This window comes from Deltaproteobacteria bacterium, from assembly GCA_016178705.1.
GTDB lineage: Bacteria > Desulfobacterota > Binatia > HRBIN30 > JACQVA1 > JACOST01.
Genome location: JACOST010000003.1, coordinates 25,545 through 48,515, shown reverse-complemented (window position 1 = coordinate 48,515; position 22,971 = coordinate 25,545). Strand labels below are relative to the sequence as shown.

Below are 22,971 nucleotides of genomic sequence, written 5' to 3'. Positions count from 1 at the left end.
CGCTATGCGGTGGCGGTGGCGCCGGCGTGCAGCGTCGCGAGGAGGCGTTCCGCTCGCGCCTCGTAACGCGCCGCGCCGAGGTCGCGCAGCAGCGTCCGCGCCATGTCGGCGTGCGCCACGGCCAGCGCGTGGTCGCCGCGCGCGGCGGCCAACTCGGCCGCACCGAGGGTCGCGATCGCCAGCGTTGACTGTGATCCGATGGCGCGCGCTGTGGTCACGGCGCGATCGTACCACTGTTGAGACTCGTCCCAGTGTTCCGGCCCGAGTCGCCGCATGACGTCGCCGAGCGCGGTCGCGCTGATTGCCTCGCGGAGGCGCCCGCCGGCGTGCGCAAAGGCCTGCTCGGCGAGGCGTCGCGCGCGTTTGAGTTCACCAACCATCAGATAAGCATCGATCGCGACGTGGATCTTAAGTGCCAAGTCACCGAGCGCGGTGAAGCGCTGCTCAATCTGGTCGAGATAGCGCGAGACCGCCACGGGTTCGCCCAGCTCGATGCGCGACGCCAGGGCCGTGATGGCACCGGTGCGCACCGCGGCGAGGTTGCCGATGGCTTCGGCGATTTCGAGCGAGCGATCGGCCCAGCGCTTGGCGTCGGCATACTCGGCGCGGACGAGATGGACGAGTGCCAGGTGGCCAGCGTTCATGCTCTGGATGGTGCGATTCGAGGCCCGCACCGCCAACTCGTAGGTCCGGGTTGCGGCGGTTTGGGAGGCGGCGAGATCATCGCCATAAAGATGAATTGCCGTGCGCATCGATAGCGAGCCCAGATAGATGTCCGAGAGCTTGGCGGCATCGCCCGATTGTTCGAGGCCGGCGAGGAGTTGTTCGAACGACCCCAGAGACCGGGCGAATTGACCGTCGACCATGTAACCCCACGCCACTGCGCGGGTGATGTTCATCGTGGCGGCGGTCAAGCCGGCGCGCGCCGCGACCTCGGCGCCGCGCTCGACCAGCGCCAAGCCTTCACCGAAGCGTTCGCGCGCGCCGCCGAGAATGATCATGCCGTGATAGGTGTAGAGCGAAGCCATATCCTGGGGGTCGCCGGTGGACTCGGCGAGTTCCTGCGCATGAACCGCCACCTGCTCGCTGTCGGCGGTTTCGGTCCCGCTATAGATCACCGTCATGCGGCAGAACGCGACCGCGGCATTGATGGCGGCGCGGCGCAATCGCGTCTGCGTCGCCGGCTCGGTCGTCTCCACCAACGCCGCGTTCGCCAGATCCCACGCACGGCGATACAACTCGACGGCACTGCGATACGATGGCACCTGCTCGGCGTGACGGCCGGCGCGGATGAGCGCGTCGACCGCCTTCTCGTGGCTGTCGCTGCGGCTGAAGTGATGCGCGAGCAGAGCGGCGTGCTCACTGGGTGAGCCGCCATGCTCGGCTTCCAGGATGCGACCGATACGATCGTGTAACTGCCGCCGCTCGCGGAGGAGCAACCCTTCGTACGCGACCTCCTGCGTCAGGCTCTCGCCGAAGCGATACTCGTCCGCGGAATGCACGCTCTTGCGATGAATCACGCCCCGTCGCTCGAGTTCTTCGAGTTGGCTGGCGATGTCGATCCCTTCGTCGCTCAGCAATTGCTCGACTTGTTCGCGGCGAAATTGCCGGCCGAGCACCGCCGCGACTTGAATCACGCGCTTGGCGTGCGGGCCGAGGCGGTCGACGCGGGCGCCGAGCACTTCCTCCACTGAACCGGGAATGCGGATCTGTTCCGCCGGCCGCGTCAAACGCACGTGCCCGTTGGTGCGGACCACGTAGCCTTCCTCGACCAGCGCGCGGGTGAGTTCCTCGGCGAAAAACGGGTTGCCTTCGGCACGGAGTTGAATCGTGTGCTCCAACTCCGGCGGCAGCGCGCCGCCGGCGACCGCACGGATGATCTCCGCGGTCGTGTGATCCGTCAGCGGCCGCAAGTTGAGCAGCGTGAAGGCCGCCTGCGGTCGCCACGAGGGTTGGAAGTCGGGGCGGTGGCTCACCAGCAGCATGACCCGCACGCTGCGGATCTGCGTCACGGCCAGCTCCAGCATCTCGCGCGAGGCATCGTCGATCCAGTGCAGATCCTCGATCACGATAACGACCGGCGCGCTTTTGCTGACAGCCCCCATGAAGTGGGCAACGGCTTCAAAGACGTGGCGCCGGATCTCGTCCTCCGATTCCTCAGGCGCCGCATCGCCATGGAGCGACAGCAGATGGCACAAGTTGGTGTACACGGCCGGCGGCAGATCGAGAGGCGCCAGCTTGCTCTGGATCTTGTCGCATGCGCACTCGGGTGACTCGCCCGCGGTCAGTCCGAAATATTGTCGCAGCATGTGCACCCAGGGTGAGTGCGGCTGCGTTTGCGTGAGCGAAGAGCAGCGCGATTCGAAGAACACCACGTCCTCGCCGCCGAGTTGCTGCTTGAACTCGTACACCAAGCGCGATTTGCCGCTGCCGGCCTCGCCGACAATCGCGACCACCTGCGCGAGACTGCCGCTGAGCCGCTCGTAGCACGCGATGAGTTGCGCCAGCTCTTCGCCGCGCCCGACAAACGGCGTCATGCCGCGGGCCTGCGCGATCGCCATCGGAGAGGTCACGCCGCTCAAGCGCTGGACCTCGTACACCGCCACCGGTTGACTCTTGCCCTTCACTTCGAAAGTGCCTGCCGGCTGCACTTCGAAGAAGCCGCGCACCAGGCGGTGCGTCGCTTCGCTGATCAGCACGGTGCCGGGTTGCGCGAGCGCTTGCAGGCGGGCGGCGAGATTGGTGGTGTCGCCGATCGCGGAGTAATCCATTTTGAAGTCGTTGCCGACGGTGCCGACGACGACCGGGCCGGTGTGGATGCCGACGCGGGCGCGCAGCGCGCGGCCGGCCAAGCGCGCCGCCATCTGACCCTGCTCGTTGAACCGCGTGAGCGCGTCGCGGATGGCGAGTGCGGCGCGGATGGCGCGATGCGGGGCGTCTTCGTGGGCCACGGGCGCGCCGAACAACGCCATCATGCCGTCGCCCGCGAGCTGGTTGACGATGCCGTCGAAGCGATAGATTTCGGCGAAGGCGAGTTCGAGATAGCGCTCCAGCAGCTCGTGATACTCCTCCGGATCGAGCCGTTCGGCGATCGCCGTGGAGCCCACCAGATCGCAGAAGAGCACGGTGACGAGTTTGCGCTCGCCGGCAATCGAGCCCTTGCTGGCGAGGATCTTCTGCGCCAGTTCGTTGGGAATGTGGCGTGAGAGGCGTTCCAGGCGATCGCCGTTGCCTGCCGCTAGCGCCGGTGCGTTGGCCGGAGGCGCCGTCGCCGGCGCGTCCGGTATGAGTTGAAAACCGCAGTCGGCGCAGAAACGCATGCCGGGGCTGACGGTGACGCCGCAGTTCGGGCACGCCTGCACCGCTCGCGTTCCGCACACGTGGCAAAACTGTTTGCCCGGCAGCAACTCGGTTCCGCAACTGGCGCAGCGCATGCGGTGACTTTCATCCTCTGTCAGTCTTCAGTCAAGCGCGGTCGGTGGCGGTGCGATCGGACGATTGTTCGCTGGGCGCGTTTGTTCCCTCAATGCGCGGCGATCACTTCGCGGAGCCGCTTCTCGAGAAATCGCCGCTCGGGCTCGGTGGTGACGAGAGCCAAAGCGCGTCGATAGGACTGCGCTGCTTCGTCGAATCGCTTGAGCCGTCGCAGCAGATCGGCTTCAGCCGACCACAGCAAGTAGTAGCCGCGGAGTTCGCCCCGCGAAGCCAACTCGCTGATGAGCGCCAAGCCGGCCTCTGGTCCCTCGGCCATGGCGACCGCAACCGCGCGGTTGAGCTCGACCACAGGTGAGGGCCGCGCGCGTGCGAGCCCCTCGTCGAGTCGAGCGATGGCTCGCCAGTTGGTCTCGGCGGCGCGACGCGCGCGAACATGTTCCGCGGCGATCCCAGCTTCCAGGGCGTATGAAGCGGACTGCGCTGCTAGGCCCAGCGACTCGACCAGCGCAAGGCCTTCGGCGATTTGGACACGGTCCCAGCGTGAACGGTCTTGGCTTTCGAGCAGCACCAGTTCGCCGTTGGCTGTTGTGCGCGTCGCCCGGCGCGCATCGTGGAGTAGCATCAAGGCGAGCAAGGCGCGCGGCTCGGCTTGATCTGGCAGCAGTTGGCACAGCAGCCGGCCGAGTGTGATCGCCTCGCGACAGAGGTCGGGGCGCAGCAATGCGTCGCCGGCAGTTGCGGCGTAGCCCTCATTGAAGGCCAGATAGACGACCGCCATCACGGCGTCGAGGCGCTCGGGCAACAGCGCCGGTGGTGGAACTTCGTAGGGGATGCGCGCGTCGTGGATCTTGCGCTGCGCCCGCACCAGGCGTTGCGCCATAGTCGGCAATGGGACCAGGAAGGCGCGCGCGATCTCGTCGGTCGACAGCCCACACAGCGTGCGCAGCGACAGCGCCACCTGCGCCTCGGGCGCGAGTGCCGGGTGGCAGCAGGTAAAAATCAGGCGCAGGCGTTCGTCGGGAATTGCCGAGTCCGATTCGCTCGGGACATCGGGACCGTGGCTCGACTCTGTGATGTGGCCGAGCTCGCCGCGAATCTCCTCGAAGCGTCCGGTCCGTCGCAGCGCGTCGATGGCCTTGTGGCGCGCGGTCGAGATGATCCACGCGCGCGGATTCGCGGGAGGTCCTTCGCGTGGCCACTGGTCGAGCGCCACCGTGAACGCATCCTGCACCGCCTCCTCGGCGAGATGGAAGTCCCCGACGAGCCGGATCACGGTCGCCAAGATGCGCCCGAACTCGTCGCGGTAGAAGCGTTCGATCTGCGCCGGTTCCATCGCCTCCCCTCAGTCGGTTCGTGTGGCAGCCTATCGCACCAGGTGAGCAGCAACGCAATCGGCAGATGGGTCATGGGGTCACCTTGTCGACCACGCAATGATCCGCTGCGCGCGGTTGGCTGCAGTTGCGCGATCCGCGCAAACCGGGCACAGGCACGCGTGAGGAATCGGAATGTACGAGCAGGCGATCGTGGTGTTCAGCGACGGTGCGGCCAAGGGCAACCCTGGGCGTGGCGGGTGGGGGGTCGTCATCGTCACGCCCGACGGTCACGTCTCCGAGCTTGGCGGCGGCGCGCCGCACACGACCAACAATCGGATGGAGCTCACCGGCCCGATCGAGGCGCTGCGGCGTTTGCGCGATACACCGGGCGCGTTGGCGCTCTACACCGACTCGACCTACGTCATCCGCGGTATCCGCGAATGGATCTGGGCGTGGCGCCGACGCGGTTGGAAAACCGCCGCCGGCGGGGATGTGCTGAATCGCGAGCTCTGGGAGCAACTCGCAGGTCTAGTGGAAGCGCGCGGCAGAGGCGCCATTGCCTGGAATTATGTCCGCGGCCATACCGGCGTCCCGGGCAACGAGCGCGTCGACGAGATCGCCGACGGGTTCGCGCTTGCGCACCCGCCCGATCTCTACGACGGCCCTCTGATCGGCTACCCGATTCCGATTCTCGATATCCCGGACGACACGAGTGTGCCCAAGCGCTCCGCCGGTTCGAGCGGCAAGAGCAAGGTGGCAGCGTACTCCTATCTCAGTGTCGTCGACGGCAAGCCGATGAAGCACTCGACTTGGCCAGATTGCGAACGGCGTGTGAAGGGACGCTCAGGCGCGCGCTTCAAGAAGGCGACGAGCGTGACCGACGAGGCCGCGATCTTACGCGCGTGGGGTTTCGAACCGAACGACGTCTGAACATTAATCCTGATGTGACAATAGATCGGTGGGAGAATCTGGGAGGGCGAGCCTTCCGGCGAGCCGCTGGCGCGTTGATGGTGCGGTGGCTCGGCGGGAGCCTCGCCCTCCCAAAACCTCATTCTCAATGACGTTAAAGAACGGCACGTTGGAACCCTCCCCGACCGCGCAACTGGTGCTGGCAAACTGCGACCCCACCACCCCTGTTCTGTCACATCAGGGTTAACCGCGTCGCCGGGCGAGGGCCGCGTCGAGGTCGTCGGCGATCGTGAGCAAGTGCGCGAGGCAGTCGTCACGGACCTGCTCGAGAATCGGCCGCACATGTAGCGCGAGATGCCGGCGCGCCGCCGCCCGGTCGCCGTGGCTGAGGAACGCGTCGAGTTCCCAGATGATGTTCGCCGCTTCCAGAGGCCCAGGAGTGTTCGGCGCGAACACTGCCGGCGCGAGGTGCCGCACGCTCGAACGCAGTACGTCGACCAGTTCGAAGTCGCGGGCGAACACCAGCGTGCGCTCGTGGAAGCCGAAGCCCGTCACCTCGCGCCCCTGCATCGTTCCACGCAGCCGCGTGGGGCCGCTCCAGTACTCGATCGGAAAGGCGTGCGCGGGGGCGGCAATCAGCGGTTCAGAGTAGATGTCGAGTTCGTACAACGGGACGCGCAGCCGATAACAATCTGTGAAGTACTTTGCGCCGCGAGTGAGGGAGAGACGTGGACGGATCACGCCGGGGTCGCGTACGAACGTCAGGCGCTCGATCTCGAACTGGCTGGTCGCCGTGACGTCGCCCGCGGCGTTCGCCATCGTCACGCCCGAGAACGGGACCAGGCGATTGTGGCGGCGGCGGTCGACCTGCAGCCACACGCTCAGCTCGACGCCGTTGTCCAGATGCAACTGGCGCCACTCGTGGCGATAGTTCCGGCTACGCAGGCCTTGGTGGACGCCCAGGTGACGCGGCGTCCACTGCCGATCGATCCAGCCGGCGTCGCCCTCCACCTCTTCCTGGACGTCGCCCCACACCAGCGTGCCCACCGCCCGGACGTTACTCTGGAAATACGAGTGCGTGCCGTATTGCCCCAGGCAGGTCTTCACCCCGGCGTACTCGGCGCCGCCCACGGGCAGCGGTGGCTTGCCGGGATCGGCATCGATGTCGAGGCGCATCATCTTTCCCTGCGCGTCACGACCGCGAAGCTGGAGATGATACGCGAACGGTTCAAGCGAGCCATCGGGGCGCCGGCGTGTCGTCCACTGACACGGTCCAAGCGCTGATGCGAACGTGACATCCAGATGTCCCACGGCGACTGAGAGCTTGTAGGTACGCCGGAGGCGGCCAGGCCGCGGCAGGTCGTGCTCCGAATAGGTCGCAAAATCTCCGTTGGCAAGATCGAAGAGCGCGAACGTGTAGAAATCGGAGCGTAACCAGCCGCCCATGTTGTTGAAGGTGAAGACTACGAAGTAGGCCCACTCGCGCCGGCTCCGCAGGCCTCTTAGCCGGCCGGCCAGATAGTAAGTGTTGCCGTCCGCACCCTGGTCTCCTTCGGCGGCGGGGAACGCGAGTTGGGGATCGGACGGTGACAGGACGTACGGGTAGTGCTTCCACGGCGCCGACGCGTCGAGCGCCGGACGGACAGAACCTGTGTCCGATTTCATTGACATGCGTCAATCAACGTGTGCCACTGCCGTTTGTCAACGACTGGAGCCATCGTGTCACTTCCATCCTATGCGATCGACGATCCCGACTTCTACCTCGACGACGTCGAGACCGCTTACCGGCGCCTGCGAAACGAAGCCCCGGTGTACTGGTGCGAGCGCGCGGGTTTCTGGGCGCTCACGAAATACGCCGACATCGATCACGTCTCGCGCAACGCGCAGCTATTCTGTTCCGGGCAGGGCGTGCTGGTGAAGGATCCGATGCGCGATGGCACTATGCCGGATCAGCCGCAATCCATCATCTACATGGATTCGCCGGCGCACCTGCGCTACCGCCGCCTAGTGAGCAAAGCGTTCACGCCGCGCATGGTCAAGGAACTGGAACCACGCATCCGCCAGTATGCGTGCGAGAGCCTCGACGCGGTGACGCCCGGGGTGCCGATCGATTTCGTCGAGCAAGTCGCGGTCCCGCTCCCGATGATCGTCATCGCTGAAATGCTCGGCGTTCCGAAGCAGGACCGCGCCGACTTCAAGCGCTGGTCCGACGCGATCATCGCCGGAGCCGATCTCGGGGTGATGTCGACGATGGTTACCGTGCAGGAGCTCTTCGGCTACTTCCTGCGCGTGCTCGAAGAACGTCGCCGCGTCCCCCGCGAAGATCTCATCTCGGCGCTGGCGGTCGCTGAAGTCGATGGCGAGCGCCTGGCCGACGACGAGGTCCTCATGTTCTGCCTGACGTTGCTGGTCGCCGGCAACGAGACGACGCGCAATCTCATCGCCGGAGGCGCGCGGGCGTTGATGCAATTTCCCGACGAGCGCCGCACGCTCGCGGCCGACCCAGCGTTGTTGCCGCGCGCCATCGACGAGATGCTCCGTTGGGTGACGCCGGTGAAGACGTTCGCCCGCACCGCCACACAGGACACGATGATTCGGGGCCAACGGATCGCCGCAGGGGACTACGTCGTCCTCCTCTACGCCTCGGCCAATCGTGACGAAGAGGTGTGGGGGCCGACGGCCGATCGCTTCGACGTGACGCGGGCAACGGATTCGGACCACCTGTCGTTCGGCATCGGACCGCATTCGTGCCTAGGCGCCAACCTCGCGCAACTCGAGGGCTGCGTGCTCTTCGAGGAACTACTTGCCCGCTTCCCAGACTTCGCGCCGGCCGGTGAGGTCGAGGTGCTTCGCTCCACCATCATGAACGGGATCGTCCGCATGCCCGTGGTGTTCGCATCTACCTAGCAGCAGTCAGGGACTTCGGTACGCCGGAACCCGAGACTTGGCGGGTGTCAGAAAACAGGCGATTTCCGACTCTTCGGTAAAGGACAGTCGCGTCCGAGAGCCGTGCGCGCTGGAAACACCGCTGAGTCTCGCGGCATGCGCTTCGCTCAGTTTCGCCGCTTATGGGGACCGTTGTGCCTGTCGCCGATCCCGAGCGAATGCGGGCGGCTTACGACGAGGAGAGCCACGCGATCAGCGAGCGTGCGGTGCGCACGGTTTGCCTCTTCGGCGTGCCGCTGGTCCTGGGGTTCGCCCTGTTCGACTACATCCGTCATCCAGAGATCTTCTGGTTGTCGTTGATCCTGCGCATTGGCACTGCGGCGATCATGCTGGCGATTGTCGGCTTGCTGGAGACGCGTTTCGGGCGCAGCCGGGCACCGTTGCTCGCCTTGATATGCGTCACGGCGGCGGGAGTGCTGATGTACGTGATGCAGGTACTCACCGGCGGCGAGGCCAGTCAGTACTCCGCCGGGCTCAGTATGATCCCGCTCACCGTCGCGTTGATCATGCCGTGGCACCCGGCCTGGACGGCGGTGATGTGCGCCGGTGTACTGGCGGTCTATGCCCTCGGCGTGTTGGCGACCGGAACCGGGTTGGCCAATCAGGCGTTCCTCGACAACATCTCCACGGTCGCGGCCGCCAGCGGCATCGCCATCGCCACCACGGCGATGCGCGGGTGGCAGCGTTGGCGGGAGTTCCAACTGCGCTGGACGCTGGCCGAGGCGCACGATGCGCTGCGCGAGGGAGAAGTGAAATACAAAGTCGCGCTGGCGGCGGCCGAAGCCGCCAACCGCGCCAAAAGCGAGTTTCTCGCCAATATGAGTCACGAGATTCGTACGCCGATGAATGGCATCATCGGTATGACCGAACTGGCGCTGCAGACGACGTTGAACGCCGAGCAGCGCGAATATGTCCAAGTGGCCCGCGACTCCGCGGACACACTGCTCCACGTCATCAACGACATTCTCGATTTCTCGAAGATTGAAGCGCGCCGGCTCGAACTCTCCGCCGTCGCGTTCAATCTCCACGATACCCTGGTCAGCGCACTCCGCCCGTTCGAGGTGCGGGCGCGTGCGAAGGGCCTGGAGTTGATCTGTAGCGTGTCGCCCGACGTCGCCGACGCGCTCGTCGGTGATTCCTTGCGACTGCGGCAAGTCGTGGTGAACCTGGTCAGCAATGCGATCAAGTTCACTCAGCGAGGTCGGATCGTGATCGGGGTGGACGCGGAGCCGAACGCGACGGCATCAATCAGATTGCACTTCACCGTCGCCGATACCGGCATCGGCATCGAGCCTGATCAACAACACACGATCTTTGCCGCGTTTGCACAGGCCGACGGCTCGATCACCCGTCGCTACGGGGGTACCGGACTCGGCCTCGCCATTTCATCACAGCTCGTGGAGTTGATGGGCGGTCGCATTTGGGTGGAGAGCGAAGTTGGCAAGGGCAGCACGTTCCACTTCACGGCGGTGATGGGAATTCAGCTCGCCGGGTCCGCAACAGACGCAACAGCGGTCCCGACCGGCGGCACGCCGCTCGCCCCGATCCGCACCGGCCTCCGTTTCCTGCTCGCCGAAGACAACGCGGTGAACCAGAAGCTCGCGGTCCGCCTATTGGAGAAGCGTGGACATACGGTGGTCGTGGCCGACAACGGACGCTCCGCGGTCGACGCCTATCTGCGCGAGCCGTTCGATGCGGTCTTGATGGACGTACAAATGCCCGAAATGGACGGCCTCGAAGCCACCGCCGAGATTCGTCGACACGAGACCGCGCTTCGCCGGCCGCACATTCCGATCATCGCTATGACCGCCCATGCCATGAAGGGTGATGCGGAGCGCTGTCTCGCTGCCGGCATGGATGAATACGTTACCAAGCCGATCGACACCAAAAAACTATTTGAGACGATTGCGGTCCTGGTGTCGCCGTGCGCGCCGAAGGCGGCCGTTGAGCTTGCCCGAGCGGCCGCGCTGGATAGTCACAGCCCGGTGCTGGCGAACACCGGGTAGAGTGCACGGCGCTCAGTCACTCGCGCTCGCCCAGTACTTTTCCATCAACGCCCGCGACCACTCCGGCTGACGCACCGGTTCGCGAGGGAGAAACTCCTGCATCACCGGCTTGATGTCGAGCACGGGAGTGCCTTCGATGGCATCCAGTTCAGCGACATGCAACGTGCGACCGTCGCGGCGCAGGATTCGGACGATGGTCGTGCCGATCCGGTTGGGACGGTTCTTACCGCGCTGGGCGAAGATGCCGACGCGTGGCCAGTTCGGATTGTTGCGTGGATGCCTGGCGTCGCGGGTGACCTTCTGCTCGTCGACCCGGTCGAAATAGAATACGACCTCCGCGTGCGAGAACTCGTCGATCCCCAGGAGGCAGTCGGGATCGAAGGTGTCGGTGAGCACGATCGCCGATTCAACCCCGCCCCAGTAGTCGTCCTCCGCCTGATCGCGCGCCGCGCGGACAAATCCGATTGGTTGTAGCTCGATCTTCATCGCCGACACCTCGCCTTCGTCGCCCTCGATAATTTACTGTTTCCTTACCATTCCCTTACGACATCCGCAGCGCGGGTGGCTAGTGATTGCCGCCATGAGCGCAGCAGACCAGACGCTTCCGCCGCAAGGAGCCTTCGTCGTGCAGTTCGCGGTCAGTAGCGGCGCGCAACGTGGTGCGACTGCTGGCCGCGTCGAGCACGTTGAATCTGGACGCGCGAGCCGGTTCCGCTCGGCGGATGAACTGCTGGCGTTCTTCACGGCGGTGTTGGCGGCGGTCTGTGACACATCGCTCGCCGCGGAACTTGAAACGAAGAATGGACACAATCCATGACCCCTCGCCAGCATCCTGCAACTGAAGGAGCCGGACTCCTGCACTCACACCAACACTCACACTGGAGGTACAAGATGACCAATCAACATCGATTCTTCTCGCGTCTCACGACGGCAACAGCGAGCGGCGTCCTCGTCGCGCTGGTGGCGGTGCTCGGCAGCAGCGCGCCCGTGTGGGGGGCGACGCTCGCCAATGTGGCCCTGGTGTTCAACGTCCTTCAATCACCAGATGCGTTGGACTCGAGCGTGCTCAGACTCACCGAGAGAGGATCGAGGCTGGTCGGGCCGATCGACGAAGTGCCGGGGGTCTCGTCGACATGGGCGGTTGAGTTCAACGCACGCGCCGACCAGCATTCGACCATTAGTGGACCAAAGTCGACGACGACGGATTACGTCGGCAGTGTGACCCTGAGGTTCGACGTGTTGAACGCCACCGCGCCGTACGGAATCCGGATCGACGGCGCGATCAGTGGGGTCTTACGCACCACGAACGACGGCCTCTTCGAGGGTGACAATGGCACAGCAACCGCCTCGATCGACAATATCGTCGGCCACTTCATCAATGGGCCAGGTATGACGCTGCTATCGGCGACGACACGAGGACCAACCACGTTCACCGGCGACACCGTGGTCGCCGCGTCCAACTCAGCGGTGTTTCCCGGCGATCCCGCGGCGAGCACGCACTATGAGTTCCAATGGTTTTGGGAGGCCCAGTGCAAGTCGCAGGTCGTCCACCAAATTGGCAACGGGCTAGACTGCGACGTCAGCTTCGGCTTTCCGGACGCCGTACACTCGGGGGATGGGCTCCGGGTCGCGGTTGCCCTCACGGCGGCCCCCTCGACGCCAACACCGACACGCACCCCGACTGCGACGGCAACACGCACGCCGACATCGACACCGACGCCAACGTCGACGCCCACACCGCTCCCCAAGTTGAGCATCCACAATGCTTCAGTCGTCGAGGGTAACACGGGCACTCGCTCGATGATGTTCACTATCGACGTCGATATCCCGCACAGCTTGCCGATCACGGCGCGCTTCGCGACGGCCAACAACACCGCAACGGCCGGCTCGGACTACACCGCAGTGAACAAGACCGTCTCGCTACCGGGGGGAGTTAACCAGATTAAGGTGTCGGTTCCTGTCCTCGGCGACAAACGGCGCGAAGGGAACGAGACGTTCATCGTGGCCATCGGCCGTCCAACCAACGCGGCGATCACGCTGGGTCAGGCCACCGGTACGATCGTGGACGACGATCTGCTGGTGGGTATCGCTGAGCTCGTCGCAGGCAGCGGAGATGTCGCCGCCGGCGATCTCATCCCGCTCACGTTGCGCTGGACCCATCCCGGACGCTGGCGCGACCTGCATACGGTCGATCTGCGCCTGATCGACAACTCTGGCGTGGCGTTTTGGGGCCGCTTCACTGAAGGTGACGACCGCTTCAGTCTGTGTGATGGAGATACGTGCAACGGCAGTTTCGTACCCGGAGCGGGCGATCCAGTCGACACCGGGAAGTCGACCTTTCATCCCGCGAGCAGCGTGGTGCATGGCAGCGGTCCCGACGGACCGAGCGTTGATCTGACGTTTGCCGTCAGTCTGAACGCCAACACCACCGGGCGAACATTCCGGGTCGAAGCCGCGGCCACTGGCGATAACGGCGACGAGCAATCCTTCGACACGGTCGGCAGCGTGTCGGTGCCTTCGAATGGTGACGATGGTGACGGCTGCAGTTTAGCGCCCCGCCGCTCGCCGCGCGCAGGCGCGCTATCGCTCCTGGCGTTGGCGGCCCTTCGGTTCGCACGACGGCGCCAGCGCGCACGAGAGCGGGCATCGACTCTGCCCCGACGACACCAACAGAACTAGTTTGAACCGGAAAGGAGGATTCGATGACAGCGAGAATCACGTCACCAGTTCGAGAGGAAGTGAAGCTGCCAATGTCGACGACGGTTCGACGGCCGCACTCAACGATCTGCATCAGGCCACGCACGACCTGGGTAACCGCGCTGGTAGGAGTGCTGATGATCCAGTGCCTGGTGGCCTGCGGCGGCAGTGACGGCACGCCCGCCGCTACGGCGCCGGTGGTGGTCTCCACCTCCGGCGACATCAGCGCGGGGGTCCGTCAGTTCCGGGCCTTACTAGGCGACCCCGACAATGCCGGCGTGCCGGGGCAGCAACCTTCCGGTCGGCGCGAGCTCAACTGGGACGCGGTGCCCGATGCGCAAGCCGCTCCCAACTTTCTCCCGCCGGATTTCTTCAACGACACTGTGGCGCCGCGCGCCCGCGGCGCCGTCCTCAACACCCCGGGAACCGGCGTGCAAGTCAGTGCCGACAGCGACAATCCCTCGGGAGCCGCCGTGCGTTTCGGCAACATCAATCCAGCCTATACGAGCACCTTCAAGACCTACAGCGCCGAGCGACTGTTCTCACCGATCGGCAGCAACATCGTCAACCTGACGTTCTTCGTGGCCGGGACGCAGACACCCGCTGTGGTGCGTGGTTTCGGTGCGGTCTACACCGACGTCGACGGCGGCAGCAGTTCGTTCGAGTACTTCGACCGGAACGATCGTTCGCTCGGGCGCTTTCGCGTTCCCCCGAGCAACGGTGGTCTGTCGTTCTTGGGCGTCGCGTTTCCAACCGCGGTGGTGGCGCGGGTGCACATCATCTACGGCACGTCGGCCCTCGGCCCCAATGAGGGCCCCGGGGTGGACGTCGCGGTGATGGACGATTTCCTCTTCGGGGAACCGGAGCCGCAATGAAGGCGGGCCGCAGGGCGCAGTGTTTCGCGCGCGGAACGCGGATGCCGAGCACGCCGCGACCGCCGCCGGACGTTTCGTGCACGATCGCTACGACAAGCCACACCACATTTGCGCACAGAAAGGGAGACGACATGAGCAACTGGACGAGACGAGTATTGACCCGCGGGCTGATGAGCTTAGCCCTACTGCCGTTGCTGGCAGGTTGCGGGGGAGATGACAGCAGCAACAGCACAAGCACCCCCGAATCGCTGCGCGCCACCATTCCGCAGCCGGACGCCGATCCGGCGCCGCAGGCGAAGACAACCTACGTGGGGAAAGTCAGCGGCACCGATGCGCTGATCGCCGTTGTCACCAACGGGCACGTCGCCGTCGCCTACGTGTGCGATGGCAACGCAATCTCCGAGTGGTTCCTCGGCACGCAAACCGGCGCGGCGATTCAGTTGAACGGGGAGAAAGGCGGTCAGCTTGGCGCGCAGTTGAGCGGCGACAGCGTCGCGGGCAGCGTCACCGCCGGAAGCAGCACGCAGGCGTTCTCCACGCAGCCGGCAATCGAGAACCAGGGTGGGATCTACCGCATCGCCGAAACCGACAACGGCGAGCAGATTGTAACCGGATGGATCTTCTTCGACGGCGAGTGGCGCGGCGCCGATGAGAATAGCGGCAGACACGTCGTCGGCACTGTCTCGGTCAACGGTGTCGGGAGCGCCACCGGCAGCGGGACGGGTCTCGGTCCGCCGCCTAAACCGACGCCGGTGCCATTCTTCGATTGCAACCAAGGATGGTGCGACTACGAGTCGGAGTCGTGCTTCATCAATAACCTGGACGAGATAATTCGCGACTCCAAGTCAAAGAAAACGCTGATCGCGGCGAAACGAGCGCGAGCAGCGGCAGTCATAAGACAGGACGCCATCTCCAACGACCTAGTCGGCAACATGTGCGCTGGTAACGGGTCGTTCTGCCCCGGTACGGGCTTCGACAACGAAAGTATAAACGCGCCGTGTTGCTCCGCACCGAACTGCTAGAGCGGCAAAGCCTCCTGCGGGCCACGGACAGACAGGGGCAGGGCAGCGGCGGAGGCGTCGTCGACGAGCGCCAGTAACTCCGCCAGCTGCTCGCGCCCGGCGGCGCTGCGAGTTCGCAGCGCCGCCGGTTCGCGAACAAGTTGGAGAAGGCCGTCGCCGGCGGGATTTCGATTGCAACGGTGCCTGGTGCGAACACGAGAGCCAGCGCTGCTTCATCAGTTTCATGAACGAGGAAATCAAGGTCTCAAGGGGAAGAAACGGCTGCAGGCGATCCAAATGAAAGATCACGCGGTCGCCAAGTTGGACGAGATCGGCAACGAACCCACGTTCAACAATTGCGCCCGCAACGACTCCTCCTGCCCTGGGACCGGCTACAACAGCGCACAAGATACGCCAAATTGCGGGTGAACCGCGGCTCCTTCCGCGGCCCAACTGCTCACCGCGGCCTCGCGGTCATGGCTGTGCGGCGGCGCGTCACGCGTTGAGCCGCCGCAGGGCGGCGTCAAGCCCGCGCATGTCGAGCTGCGCTGCCAGCTCGTGGGCGCGGCTCAACAGCGTTGCGGCGCGCCGCCGCGCCGCGGCGCGCGCCGTACCCTTGAGAGGCTGTTCGCGCAGCAGGCGGCCGTACTCGTACAGGCCTTGCGCGAGCCACGGCTGTGCGCCCATGCGCTCGTGTATTTCGATGGCGCGCGCGAACTGCGCCGCCGCTTCATCCCAGCGGCCGCAGGTGTGCGCCAGCAGCGCCAGGTAGCGGCTGCCGTGCCCGACCGAAGCGAAGCCCGCGCCGGCGCCGATCACGCGCTCGGCGTATGGTGCGAAGAGTTCGTGCAACGTGCTGGCGCGCGGTGCGTCACGGAGTTCGACGCACACTTCTGTTAGACGAGCGAGCACCATCAGCCACAATGAGTCGCGCGGAATGTGGGCGAAGTCATCGGCGACCAATGCTTCGAACTCGCGCCGCGCTCCCGCCGCGTCGCCGAGTTGCGCGCGTGCGTACGCCAGCGCGGCGCGCGTCGTGAACTGCTCGGGCCGGCGCTTGCTCATCGCCGTCAACTGCGGCTCGATCTCGGCGAACCAGCCGCGTTGCAAGTGCAGGCAGATGCGTTGCGCCCCGTAGACCGGCAGCACGTTGGGATGATCGCTCCGCTGGCCGAGGGTCAGCGCTTCCTCCATACACCGCTCGGCGTCGGCGAAGCGCCCTTCTTCCAGTGCGCGATACGCGACCAGGCGCTGCGCGAACCACTGAAACCACACGATCCCCGCGGCGTCGGCTGATTCGCGGAGGCGCGTGAGGTTGGCGGAAGCAGTGGCAGTATCGCCGAGCTCATGGAGTTGGGTGAGGCGCAGCAGCAAGAACTGGAGCGCCTGCTCGCTATTCGGCACCGCTGCCGCGAGTCGGCCCAAGCGCTCAGCCGACTCGCGCAATTCTTCCGGCGACTCGCGCCCGTTGAAAGCCCAGCGCGTGTACTGGAGCACCAACAACAGTGTTTCCGGATCGTCGCTCTGACGCGCATAGGCCAAGGCCTCGCGCGCCATCGGCTCGCGCCGTTCATGCGCACCGGGGATCGGCGACAAGGCTGTGTCGAGCCGGGCCAGCAAGCAGGCGCGCAGGGCGCCGGGCTGCGGTCCGATGCGCTGCAGCGCCTCTTCAAGCAGCGCGACGAGATCGGGGTCCACGGCGCTGACGGGATGATGACCGCGCCCGCGACCCAGCGCCGCTTTGGCGAACAACTCGGACGAATCGATCTCGCGCGCCAACTCGGCCGCGCGCGTGAAAGCCTCCCCGGCGAGCGCGACGGTGCCGTTGCGCTCGAGGCTTTCGCCGAGCGCGATGCGCAGGCGACAGGCTTCCTCGCGATGAGATGCGCCGGCATCGGCCGACGCGAGAACATCCAGCGCCGTCTGGTAGTGACCGGCCGCCTCCGCATAGGCGAACAACTCGACCGCACGCTCGGCCGCGCGGCGCGAGTAGTTCACCGCCTTATCAGCGCAGCCGGAGTCGACTGCTGCGACGAAGTGCCGCGCCAGTTCCGCGGGGCTTCCATGCTGCGCTTCGAGCCAGTCGCCGATCCGCCGGTGCAACACGACGCGACGTGAGCCGCCAATGCGCTGGTAGAATACGTCGCGGTACAGCGCGTGCGAAAAGCGATACCGTCCGCACACCTCTCCCGTGTCGACGGTGGTGACGCCGAGCGTGTGCAGGTACGGCGACTGCTGCTGCAGCAGTTCGCAGAACCGCTCGACCTCTGCCAACGGTTGCCCGACCGCCGCGGCGACGGCAGCCGTCGAGAACTCCTCGCCCACGACGCTGGCGGCTTCGAATTGCGCCGCGTGGGGTGCCGGTAGACGATCGATCTGCGCATCGATCATCTGCCGCACACCCTCAGGCACCTCGGCGTGGATGCGTTCCAGCGGCACGCTCAAGCGCAGCGCCTGCGCATCGGCAACCAACCAGCCTCGCGCGAGAAGGTCGTCCACCAGATTGACGACGAAGAGCGCGTTGCCGCCGGTGCGCTCGACAATGGTGTCCACGAGCCCATCCGGAACGGCGCGACCCGGCAGGCGCACTTCGATGTAGCGTCCCACGTCGGCCGCGCCCAGATAGGGCAAGCGCAGTTCCGTGCACAGGTGTTGCTGGTCGAGTCGTTGCTTGAGCGCTTTCAACGGATGCTGGCTGAGGATGAGATCGACGGGCCGGAACGTCGCCACGATGAGCAGCCGAGCGGGCGCGCGCCGGTGCGCGACGCGCGACAGCAGATCGACTGTCGACGCGTCGCTCCAGTGCAGGTCCTCCAGAATCAATACCAGCGGCTGCGCCGTGGTGTAGACTTCCAGCGCGTCCGCCATTTCGCGCTGCATACTTTCGCGCGAGTTCGTGGCGATGTAGCCCGGCGCGGTCACGCGATCCTTCTCGTCGAGCAACCAGGGCAGTTGTGCCAACCAACTCGGCGCGTGGCGCCGTAGCAACTCGATGACGTTGGGACCCTGTTCCCCGCGGCAGAGTTGCGCCACAGCTTCGAGAATCGGCAAGTACGCTTCGCCGCTGCCGTGATGTTCGAGGCATTGGCCGCGCACCCGCTGCACACCCGCGCTCGGCAGCGTCGCCTCAAACGCATCCACGAGCGCGCTTTTGCCGATCCCGCCTTCGCCGGTGATGAATACCATCTGCCGTTCGCCGCCGCAGGCGCGCGCGTACGTCTCGTTGAGACGCTTCATCTCGTCATCGCGCCCGACTAGACGCAGCGACGAAGGTGTCGGCGTCGTTGCGAGCGGCGCGGATGAGTCCGCCTCGACCGTGGCGACGAAGCGATAGCCGCGCCGGTGCGCCGTCGCGATGAAGCGCGGCTCTCTCGCGTCATCACCGAGAACTTTCCTGAGCTCAGAGATGATGACCTTGAGCACCGCTTCCGACACGAACGTGTTCGGCCACACACGATCGAGCAGCTCGTTCTTGGTGACCAACTGATCCGGATGATCCGCGAGGAGCGCCAAGACCGCGAAGGCTTTGGGCGTCAACGCGATCGAGTCCCCGTCCCGCCACAAGCACTCATTGGCAAGATCGAGACGAAAGCATCCGAAGCGCACGCTGCTGGCCGACCGCACGCCGCCCTCATACCGCAAACGTGCCGTTCTTTGCCAAGCGGCGAGCAAAGCACACTCAACCTGGACCGCTGCGCGCCGCGGGTATAGACCCAGCGGCAGAGCTGTCAGCCCGCGAAGGAGCCCGCCATGATCTTGTTGAACCCGAAACACCACGATCGCGAGTATCCGGATGACCGCTCGCGCGCGATCATGCGCAAGACCATCGACTTCTTCGAGCGCAAGGGCAAGCGGCAGCTCAAGCACGACGACTGCGAGCGGGTCTGGTACGCCGACTTTCTGGAGTTCGTGAAGCAGGAAAAAATCTTCGCGACCCTGCTGACGCCGGCCGATTACGGCGACGCCGACGCGCGCTGGGACACGTGGCGCATCTGCGAGTTCAACGAGATCCTTGGCTTCTATGGACTCGCGTATTGGTACACGTGGCAAGTGTCGATCCTCGGTCTCGGACCGATCTGGATGAGCAAGAACGAAGCGCTCAAACGCAAAGCCGCCCAGCTATTGCGCGAGGGAGGGATCTTCGCGTTCGGTCTCTCGGAGAAGGCTCACGGTGCCGATCTGTATTCCTCCGAAATGAAATTGGTGCCGTGTGGCGAAGGTACCTACACGGCTAGCGGGCGCAAGTACTACATCGGCAACGGCAACGCGGCGGCGATGGTCTCCACGTTCGGCAAGATCGCCGACTCCGACCTCTACGTCTTCTTCGCGGTCGATTCGCAGCATCCGCAGTACGAGTGCGTCCAGAACGTCGTGAACAGCCAGTCGTACGTCTCCGAGTACGCGCTGCACGACTATCCGATCAGCGAGGGCGACATTCTCTCCAAGGGCGACGAGGCGTGGAACGCGTCGCTCAACACCGTCAACATCGGCAAGTTCAACCTCGGCTGGGCTTCGATCGGCATCTGTACCCATGCGTTCTACGAAGCCATCGATCATGCCGCCGCCCGCCGGCTCTACAACATGTCGGTCACCGACTTCCCGCACGTGCGCCAGAACTTCACCGATGCGTATGCGCGCCTGGTCGCGATGAAGCTCGTCGCGCTGCGCGCCGCCGACTACATGCGCTCGGCCTCAGCGCAGGATCGCCGCTACCTGCTCTACAATCCGGTGGTGAAGATGAAGGTGACGACGCAGGGCGAGGACGTGATCAATCATCTGTGGGACGTGATCGCTGCCAAGGGATTCGAGAAGGACACGTACTTCGAGATGGCGGCGCGTGACATCCGTGGGCTCCCAAAGCTCGAAGGAACCGTGCACGTCAATGTCGCCCTCATTCTCAAGTTCATGCCGAACTACTTCCTCAACCCGGCCGAGTATCCCGAGGTGCCGAAGCGCAGCGATGCGGCCAACGACGGCTTCTTGTTCGACCAGGGACCGACGCGGGGATTGGGCAGCGTGCGCTTCCACGACTACAACGCCGCCTTCGAGCGTTACGCGTTGCCCAACGTCACGCTGCTGCGCGAGCAGATCGAAGTCTTCAAAGAGTTGCTGACACACGCACCGCCGGATCAGGAGCAGAGCCGCGACATTGATTTTCTGTTCGCGATCGGGGAGATCTTCGCGTTGATCGTCTACGCCCAATTGGTGCTGGAGAACGCCCGCATCTATGCCATCGACGATGCGCTGGTGGATCAGATCTTCGACGTCTTCGTGCGCGACTACTCACGCTACGCGCTGCAACTCTACAGCAAGCCGTCGGCGACGCCGGCGCAGATGGCGCATTGCCTGCGGATGATTCGCAAACCGGCGGTCGACGCGACCCGCTACCAGCATGTGTGGACGGAGCACGTGTACGCGCTGAAGGGCGCGTACCGCATGAACGACTGACCCGATCAATTCTCTAGTGTGGTGTCTCGCGGGGGCGTGTCGCCGCATGTCGATCGAGCGTCCGTTCCGCCACCGGCCTGGAGAGCTTTGAACAAGTAGGCCCTCGATACGATCGCTTCGCGATCTACTCGGGCAGACGGACGTTGGGTTGTCCAAAAGCCCCGTTTCCCCGAGTAGTCGCACTGAGTAGAAGCCGAAGGCTTCGTATCGAAGGGCGGCGTATCGAGGGGGCAACCTCTTCGCACAAAGCTCCCTCTGGGAGAGGGAATCTCGGCTGCATCACCGAGCATCACCCGCGGGCGGTGAGGCCGCAGATCGCATCGATGATGCGGGGCCACGCGGGGCGGGGCAGGTCGTGCCCCATGCCTTCGATGGTGAGGATCTCGGCGCCGGGGATTGATTCCACAGTGTCGAGTCCACCCGCCAAGGGCACCAGGGGATCGTCGACTCCGTGGATCACGAGGGTGGGTGCGGTCACTGACTTGAGCCGGTCCTTGCGACTGCCCGATGCCAGGATGGCCACCAGTTGACGCGCCGCGCCGGCGGGATTGAAGCAGCGATCGTAGGAGCGCGCCGAGCGCTCGCGGAAGCGTTCTTCCTCGAACGGAAATCCCGGGCTGCCGATGGTGCGGAACACGGCGACGGTGCGCTCGATGTTGCCGGCGCGATCGGCGGGCGGCGGTGTCATGAGTGCCAGCATCGCCTCCGGTTTCGCCGGCGGCAGGTCGGGGTTCCCGGTGGTCGACATGATTGAAGTGAGCGTGCGGACGCGTTTGGGATGCTCGATGGCGACGGTCTGCGCGATCATCCCACCCATCGAGGCCCCAACGACATGCGCCGACTCGATCTGCAACGCATCGAGTAAGCCGGCCGCGTCCGCCGCCATGTCCGACAACGTGTACGGCGCGTCGATGGGTTTGCGTTGCATCAGTGAAGCCATCGCGGTCATGACGTTCGGTATACCGGCCTCATCGAACTTCGTCGACAGGCCGATGTCGCGGTTGTCGAAGCGGATCACGCGATGGCCGCGCGCCGCGAGCTGTTCGCAGAAGTCTTCGTCCCAGAGAATCATCTGGGCACCGAGGCCCATGATGAGCAGCAGCGGAGCGGCGTTGGCCTTACCGAAGGTTTCGTATTCGATGGTGATACCGTTGGCGCGTATGTTAGGCATGGCGCCAAGCCATATGCGGGTCCGCGGCGAGTTTCAAGCCCGCCACGCGATCGGTAGCTACTTCGATTTTTGCGAGCGTCGTCGCAAGCCCACGAGGCTTCGCAGCACAATTGATGTGGTGCCTGAGACGATTATCGCCATGGTCGCGATCTCGATCGCCGCAGCCACGAAGTCAGCTTGTTGCCACGTCATTGGTGTTCCTCGATGAGTGCCATCAACGTCAGCCGACCGACGCCAGCGCTTGGGGAATGCGGCGGCTGGTTCGCGACTCCTCGGCGTAGCCAGCGTCGAGGTGGGTCACGTCCAGGGTCGTTCCCTCCCGCGCGATGATCGTGTTGGGAAACAGTTCGCAGGCGGCCTCGCCGATCTGCTCGACGAACGCGTCGTCGTGGCCGGGGTCGTGGTGGAAAAGAGCAAGCTGCTTCACCCCGGCCCAGCGCGCGACGCGGCAGGCGACTTCGTACGTCGAATGTCCCCAGCCCTTGCGGCACGGCCCGCGATGTCCGTTGTACTCATCGGTGGTGTACTGGCCATCGTGAATGAGCAAGTCAGCGTCGCGTGCGAGGTCGAGCACGGCCGGGTCGAACGCGCCGGCTTCGCGCGGCTCGGTGTCGGTGGCGAACACGACGCTGAAGGCGCCGACGCTGATCCGGTAGCCAAGGCACGATTGCGGATGATGCAGCAGGGTGGTGCGGATGCGCGCGGGACCAATGTGGAACTCATCGCCGGCGGCCAACGCCTTGAACGCAAACTGGGCGCCCAGCGCGTGCATCGGCACGGGAAAATTGGGCGGTTGCATCTGGCGGACGAACACACCTTCCAGCTCCGCCGCGTCGGCAGCTTGGCCGAAGAGGGTGAATTCGTTACCCGCCTGGTAGGCCGGCCGGAACAGGGGCAAACCTTGGATGTGATCCCAGTGGAAGTGGCTGAACAGGAAGCTCGCCCGCACCGCGCCGGTTAGAGTCTGTCCAAGCGGGAACAATCCGGTCCCGGCATCGAGGATGATCAGTTCGTTACCCGCCCGTACCTCGACACAGGTGGTGTTACCGCCGACCTCGGCGTATTGGGGGCCGCCGGTCGCGATGCTGCCGCGAACTCCCCAAAAGCGAACCGTGAACTTCGTCGACATCGATGCAGATCTCCCTCGTCGATCGAGGAGATTCCTTGCAA

General features: G+C 65.0%; 15 protein-coding genes. 8 read left to right on the top strand and 7 right to left on the bottom strand.

What is annotated here, in order from left to right; translation table 11 throughout:
- Positions 1-2: 2 nt before the first annotated feature.
- Together HYR72_01300 and HYR72_01295 are read right to left on the bottom strand one after the other, a co-directional pair.
- Complete coding sequence (locus HYR72_01300; GenBank protein MBI1813593.1) at positions 3-3,434, bottom strand: AAA family ATPase; 3,432 nt, start codon at positions 3,432-3,434, stop codon at positions 3-5.
- Positions 3,435-3,523: 89 nt separating this feature from the next.
- Positions 3,524-4,768, bottom strand: a complete 1,245-nt coding sequence (locus tag HYR72_01295; GenBank protein MBI1813592.1) for an RNA polymerase sigma factor — start codon at positions 4,766-4,768, stop codon at positions 3,524-3,526.
- A 172-nt stretch (positions 4,769-4,940) separates the two neighbouring features.
- On the opposite strand from HYR72_01295, the gene HYR72_01290 reads away from it, so the two are divergent.
- Entirely contained in the window at positions 4,941-5,678 is a 738-nt protein-coding gene (locus tag HYR72_01290) for a ribonuclease HI (GenBank protein ID MBI1813591.1), read from the top strand.
- Positions 5,679-5,900: 222 nt separating this feature from the next.
- Here HYR72_01290 and HYR72_01285 read toward each other — a convergent pair whose 3' ends face one another.
- Positions 5,901-7,322, bottom strand: a complete 1,422-nt coding sequence (locus HYR72_01285; GenBank protein MBI1813590.1) for a secreted hydrolase — start codon at positions 7,320-7,322, stop codon at positions 5,901-5,903.
- 54 nt (positions 7,323-7,376) lie between these two features.
- Here HYR72_01285 and HYR72_01280 point away from each other — a divergent pair, with 54 nt between their 5' ends.
- Both HYR72_01280 and HYR72_01275 read left to right on the top strand, forming a co-directional pair.
- Entirely contained in the window at positions 7,377-8,564 is a 1,188-nt protein-coding gene (locus tag HYR72_01280) for a cytochrome P450 (GenBank protein MBI1813589.1), read from the top strand.
- A 173-nt stretch (positions 8,565-8,737) separates the two neighbouring features.
- Positions 8,738-10,609: a response regulator gene (locus HYR72_01275; protein ID MBI1813588.1), complete on the top strand. Its 1,872-nt coding sequence runs from the start codon at positions 8,738-8,740 to the stop codon at positions 10,607-10,609.
- 12 nt (positions 10,610-10,621) lie between these two features.
- On the opposite strand, the gene HYR72_01270 is transcribed toward HYR72_01275, so the two are convergent.
- Positions 10,622-11,095, bottom strand: a complete 474-nt coding sequence (locus HYR72_01270; GenBank protein ID MBI1813587.1) for an SAM-dependent methyltransferase — start codon at positions 11,093-11,095, stop codon at positions 10,622-10,624.
- A gap of 94 nt (positions 11,096-11,189) precedes the next feature.
- On the opposite strand from HYR72_01270, the gene HYR72_01265 reads away from it, so the two are divergent.
- From HYR72_01265 to HYR72_01250, 4 genes are all read left to right on the top strand, one after another.
- Positions 11,190-11,426 carry a hypothetical protein gene (locus tag HYR72_01265; GenBank protein ID MBI1813586.1) on the top strand — a complete coding sequence of 79 codons (237 nt, stop codon included), beginning with the start codon at positions 11,190-11,192 and terminating at the stop codon, positions 11,424-11,426.
- A gap of 74 nt (positions 11,427-11,500) precedes the next feature.
- Positions 11,501-13,288 (top strand): hypothetical protein, encoded by a 1,788-nt coding sequence (locus HYR72_01260; protein MBI1813585.1) that lies wholly within the window; start codon positions 11,501-11,503, stop codon positions 13,286-13,288.
- A 23-nt stretch (positions 13,289-13,311) separates the two neighbouring features.
- Complete coding sequence (locus tag HYR72_01255; protein MBI1813584.1) at positions 13,312-14,181, top strand: hypothetical protein; 870 nt, start codon at positions 13,312-13,314, stop codon at positions 14,179-14,181.
- A 131-nt stretch (positions 14,182-14,312) separates the two neighbouring features.
- Positions 14,313-15,203 carry a hypothetical protein gene (locus tag HYR72_01250; protein ID MBI1813583.1) on the top strand — a complete coding sequence of 297 codons (891 nt, stop codon included), beginning with the start codon at positions 14,313-14,315 and terminating at the stop codon, positions 15,201-15,203.
- A gap of 474 nt (positions 15,204-15,677) precedes the next feature.
- Here the strand turns inward: HYR72_01250 and HYR72_01245 are convergent, their stop codons facing one another.
- On the bottom strand, positions 15,678-18,806 hold the full coding sequence (locus HYR72_01245; protein ID MBI1813582.1) for an AAA family ATPase: 3,129 nt from the start codon (positions 18,804-18,806) through the stop codon (positions 15,678-15,680).
- 126 nt (positions 18,807-18,932) lie between these two features.
- Here HYR72_01245 and HYR72_01240 point away from each other — a divergent pair, with 126 nt between their 5' ends.
- Positions 18,933-20,630, top strand: a complete 1,698-nt coding sequence (locus HYR72_01240) for an acyl-CoA dehydrogenase (GenBank protein ID MBI1813581.1) — start codon at positions 18,933-18,935, stop codon at positions 20,628-20,630.
- 289 nt (positions 20,631-20,919) lie between these two features.
- Here the strand turns inward: HYR72_01240 and HYR72_01235 are convergent, their stop codons facing one another.
- Positions 20,920-21,801, bottom strand: coding sequence for an alpha/beta hydrolase (locus tag HYR72_01235; protein ID MBI1813580.1), 882 nt, complete (start codon positions 21,799-21,801; stop codon positions 20,920-20,922).
- 220 nt (positions 21,802-22,021) lie between these two features.
- Positions 22,022-22,930: an MBL fold metallo-hydrolase gene (locus tag HYR72_01230; protein ID MBI1813579.1), complete on the bottom strand. Its 909-nt coding sequence runs from the start codon at positions 22,928-22,930 to the stop codon at positions 22,022-22,024.
- Between the last annotated feature and the right edge of the window lie 41 nt (positions 22,931-22,971).

What these genes read in the sequence shown, in the direction of transcription:
- HYR72_01300 (MBI1813593.1), bottom strand. Translation starts at nt 3,434, where the DNA reads ATGCGCTGCGCCAGTTGCGGAACCGAGTTGCTGCCGGGCAAACAGTTT.
- HYR72_01250 (MBI1813583.1), top strand. Translation starts at nt 14,313, where the DNA reads ATGAGCAACTGGACGAGACGAGTATTGACCCGCGGGCTGATGAGCTTA.
- HYR72_01230 (MBI1813579.1), bottom strand. Translation starts at nt 22,930, where the DNA reads ATGTCGACGAAGTTCACGGTTCGCTTTTGGGGAGTTCGCGGCAGCATC.
- HYR72_01295 (MBI1813592.1), bottom strand. Translation starts at nt 4,768, where the DNA reads ATGGAACCGGCGCAGATCGAACGCTTCTACCGCGACGAGTTCGGGCGC.
- HYR72_01260 (MBI1813585.1), top strand. Translation starts at nt 11,501, where the DNA reads ATGACCAATCAACATCGATTCTTCTCGCGTCTCACGACGGCAACAGCG.
- HYR72_01255 (MBI1813584.1), top strand. Translation starts at nt 13,312, where the DNA reads ATGACAGCGAGAATCACGTCACCAGTTCGAGAGGAAGTGAAGCTGCCA.
- HYR72_01240 (MBI1813581.1), top strand. Translation starts at nt 18,933, where the DNA reads ATGATCTTGTTGAACCCGAAACACCACGATCGCGAGTATCCGGATGAC.
- HYR72_01290 (MBI1813591.1), top strand. Translation starts at nt 4,941, where the DNA reads ATGTACGAGCAGGCGATCGTGGTGTTCAGCGACGGTGCGGCCAAGGGC.
- HYR72_01265 (MBI1813586.1), top strand. Translation starts at nt 11,190, where the DNA reads ATGAGCGCAGCAGACCAGACGCTTCCGCCGCAAGGAGCCTTCGTCGTG.
- HYR72_01235 (MBI1813580.1), bottom strand. Translation starts at nt 21,801, where the DNA reads ATGCCTAACATACGCGCCAACGGTATCACCATCGAATACGAAACCTTC.
- HYR72_01285 (MBI1813590.1), bottom strand. Translation starts at nt 7,322, where the DNA reads ATGAAATCGGACACAGGTTCTGTCCGTCCGGCGCTCGACGCGTCGGCG.
- HYR72_01270 (MBI1813587.1), bottom strand. Translation starts at nt 11,095, where the DNA reads ATGAAGATCGAGCTACAACCAATCGGATTTGTCCGCGCGGCGCGCGAT.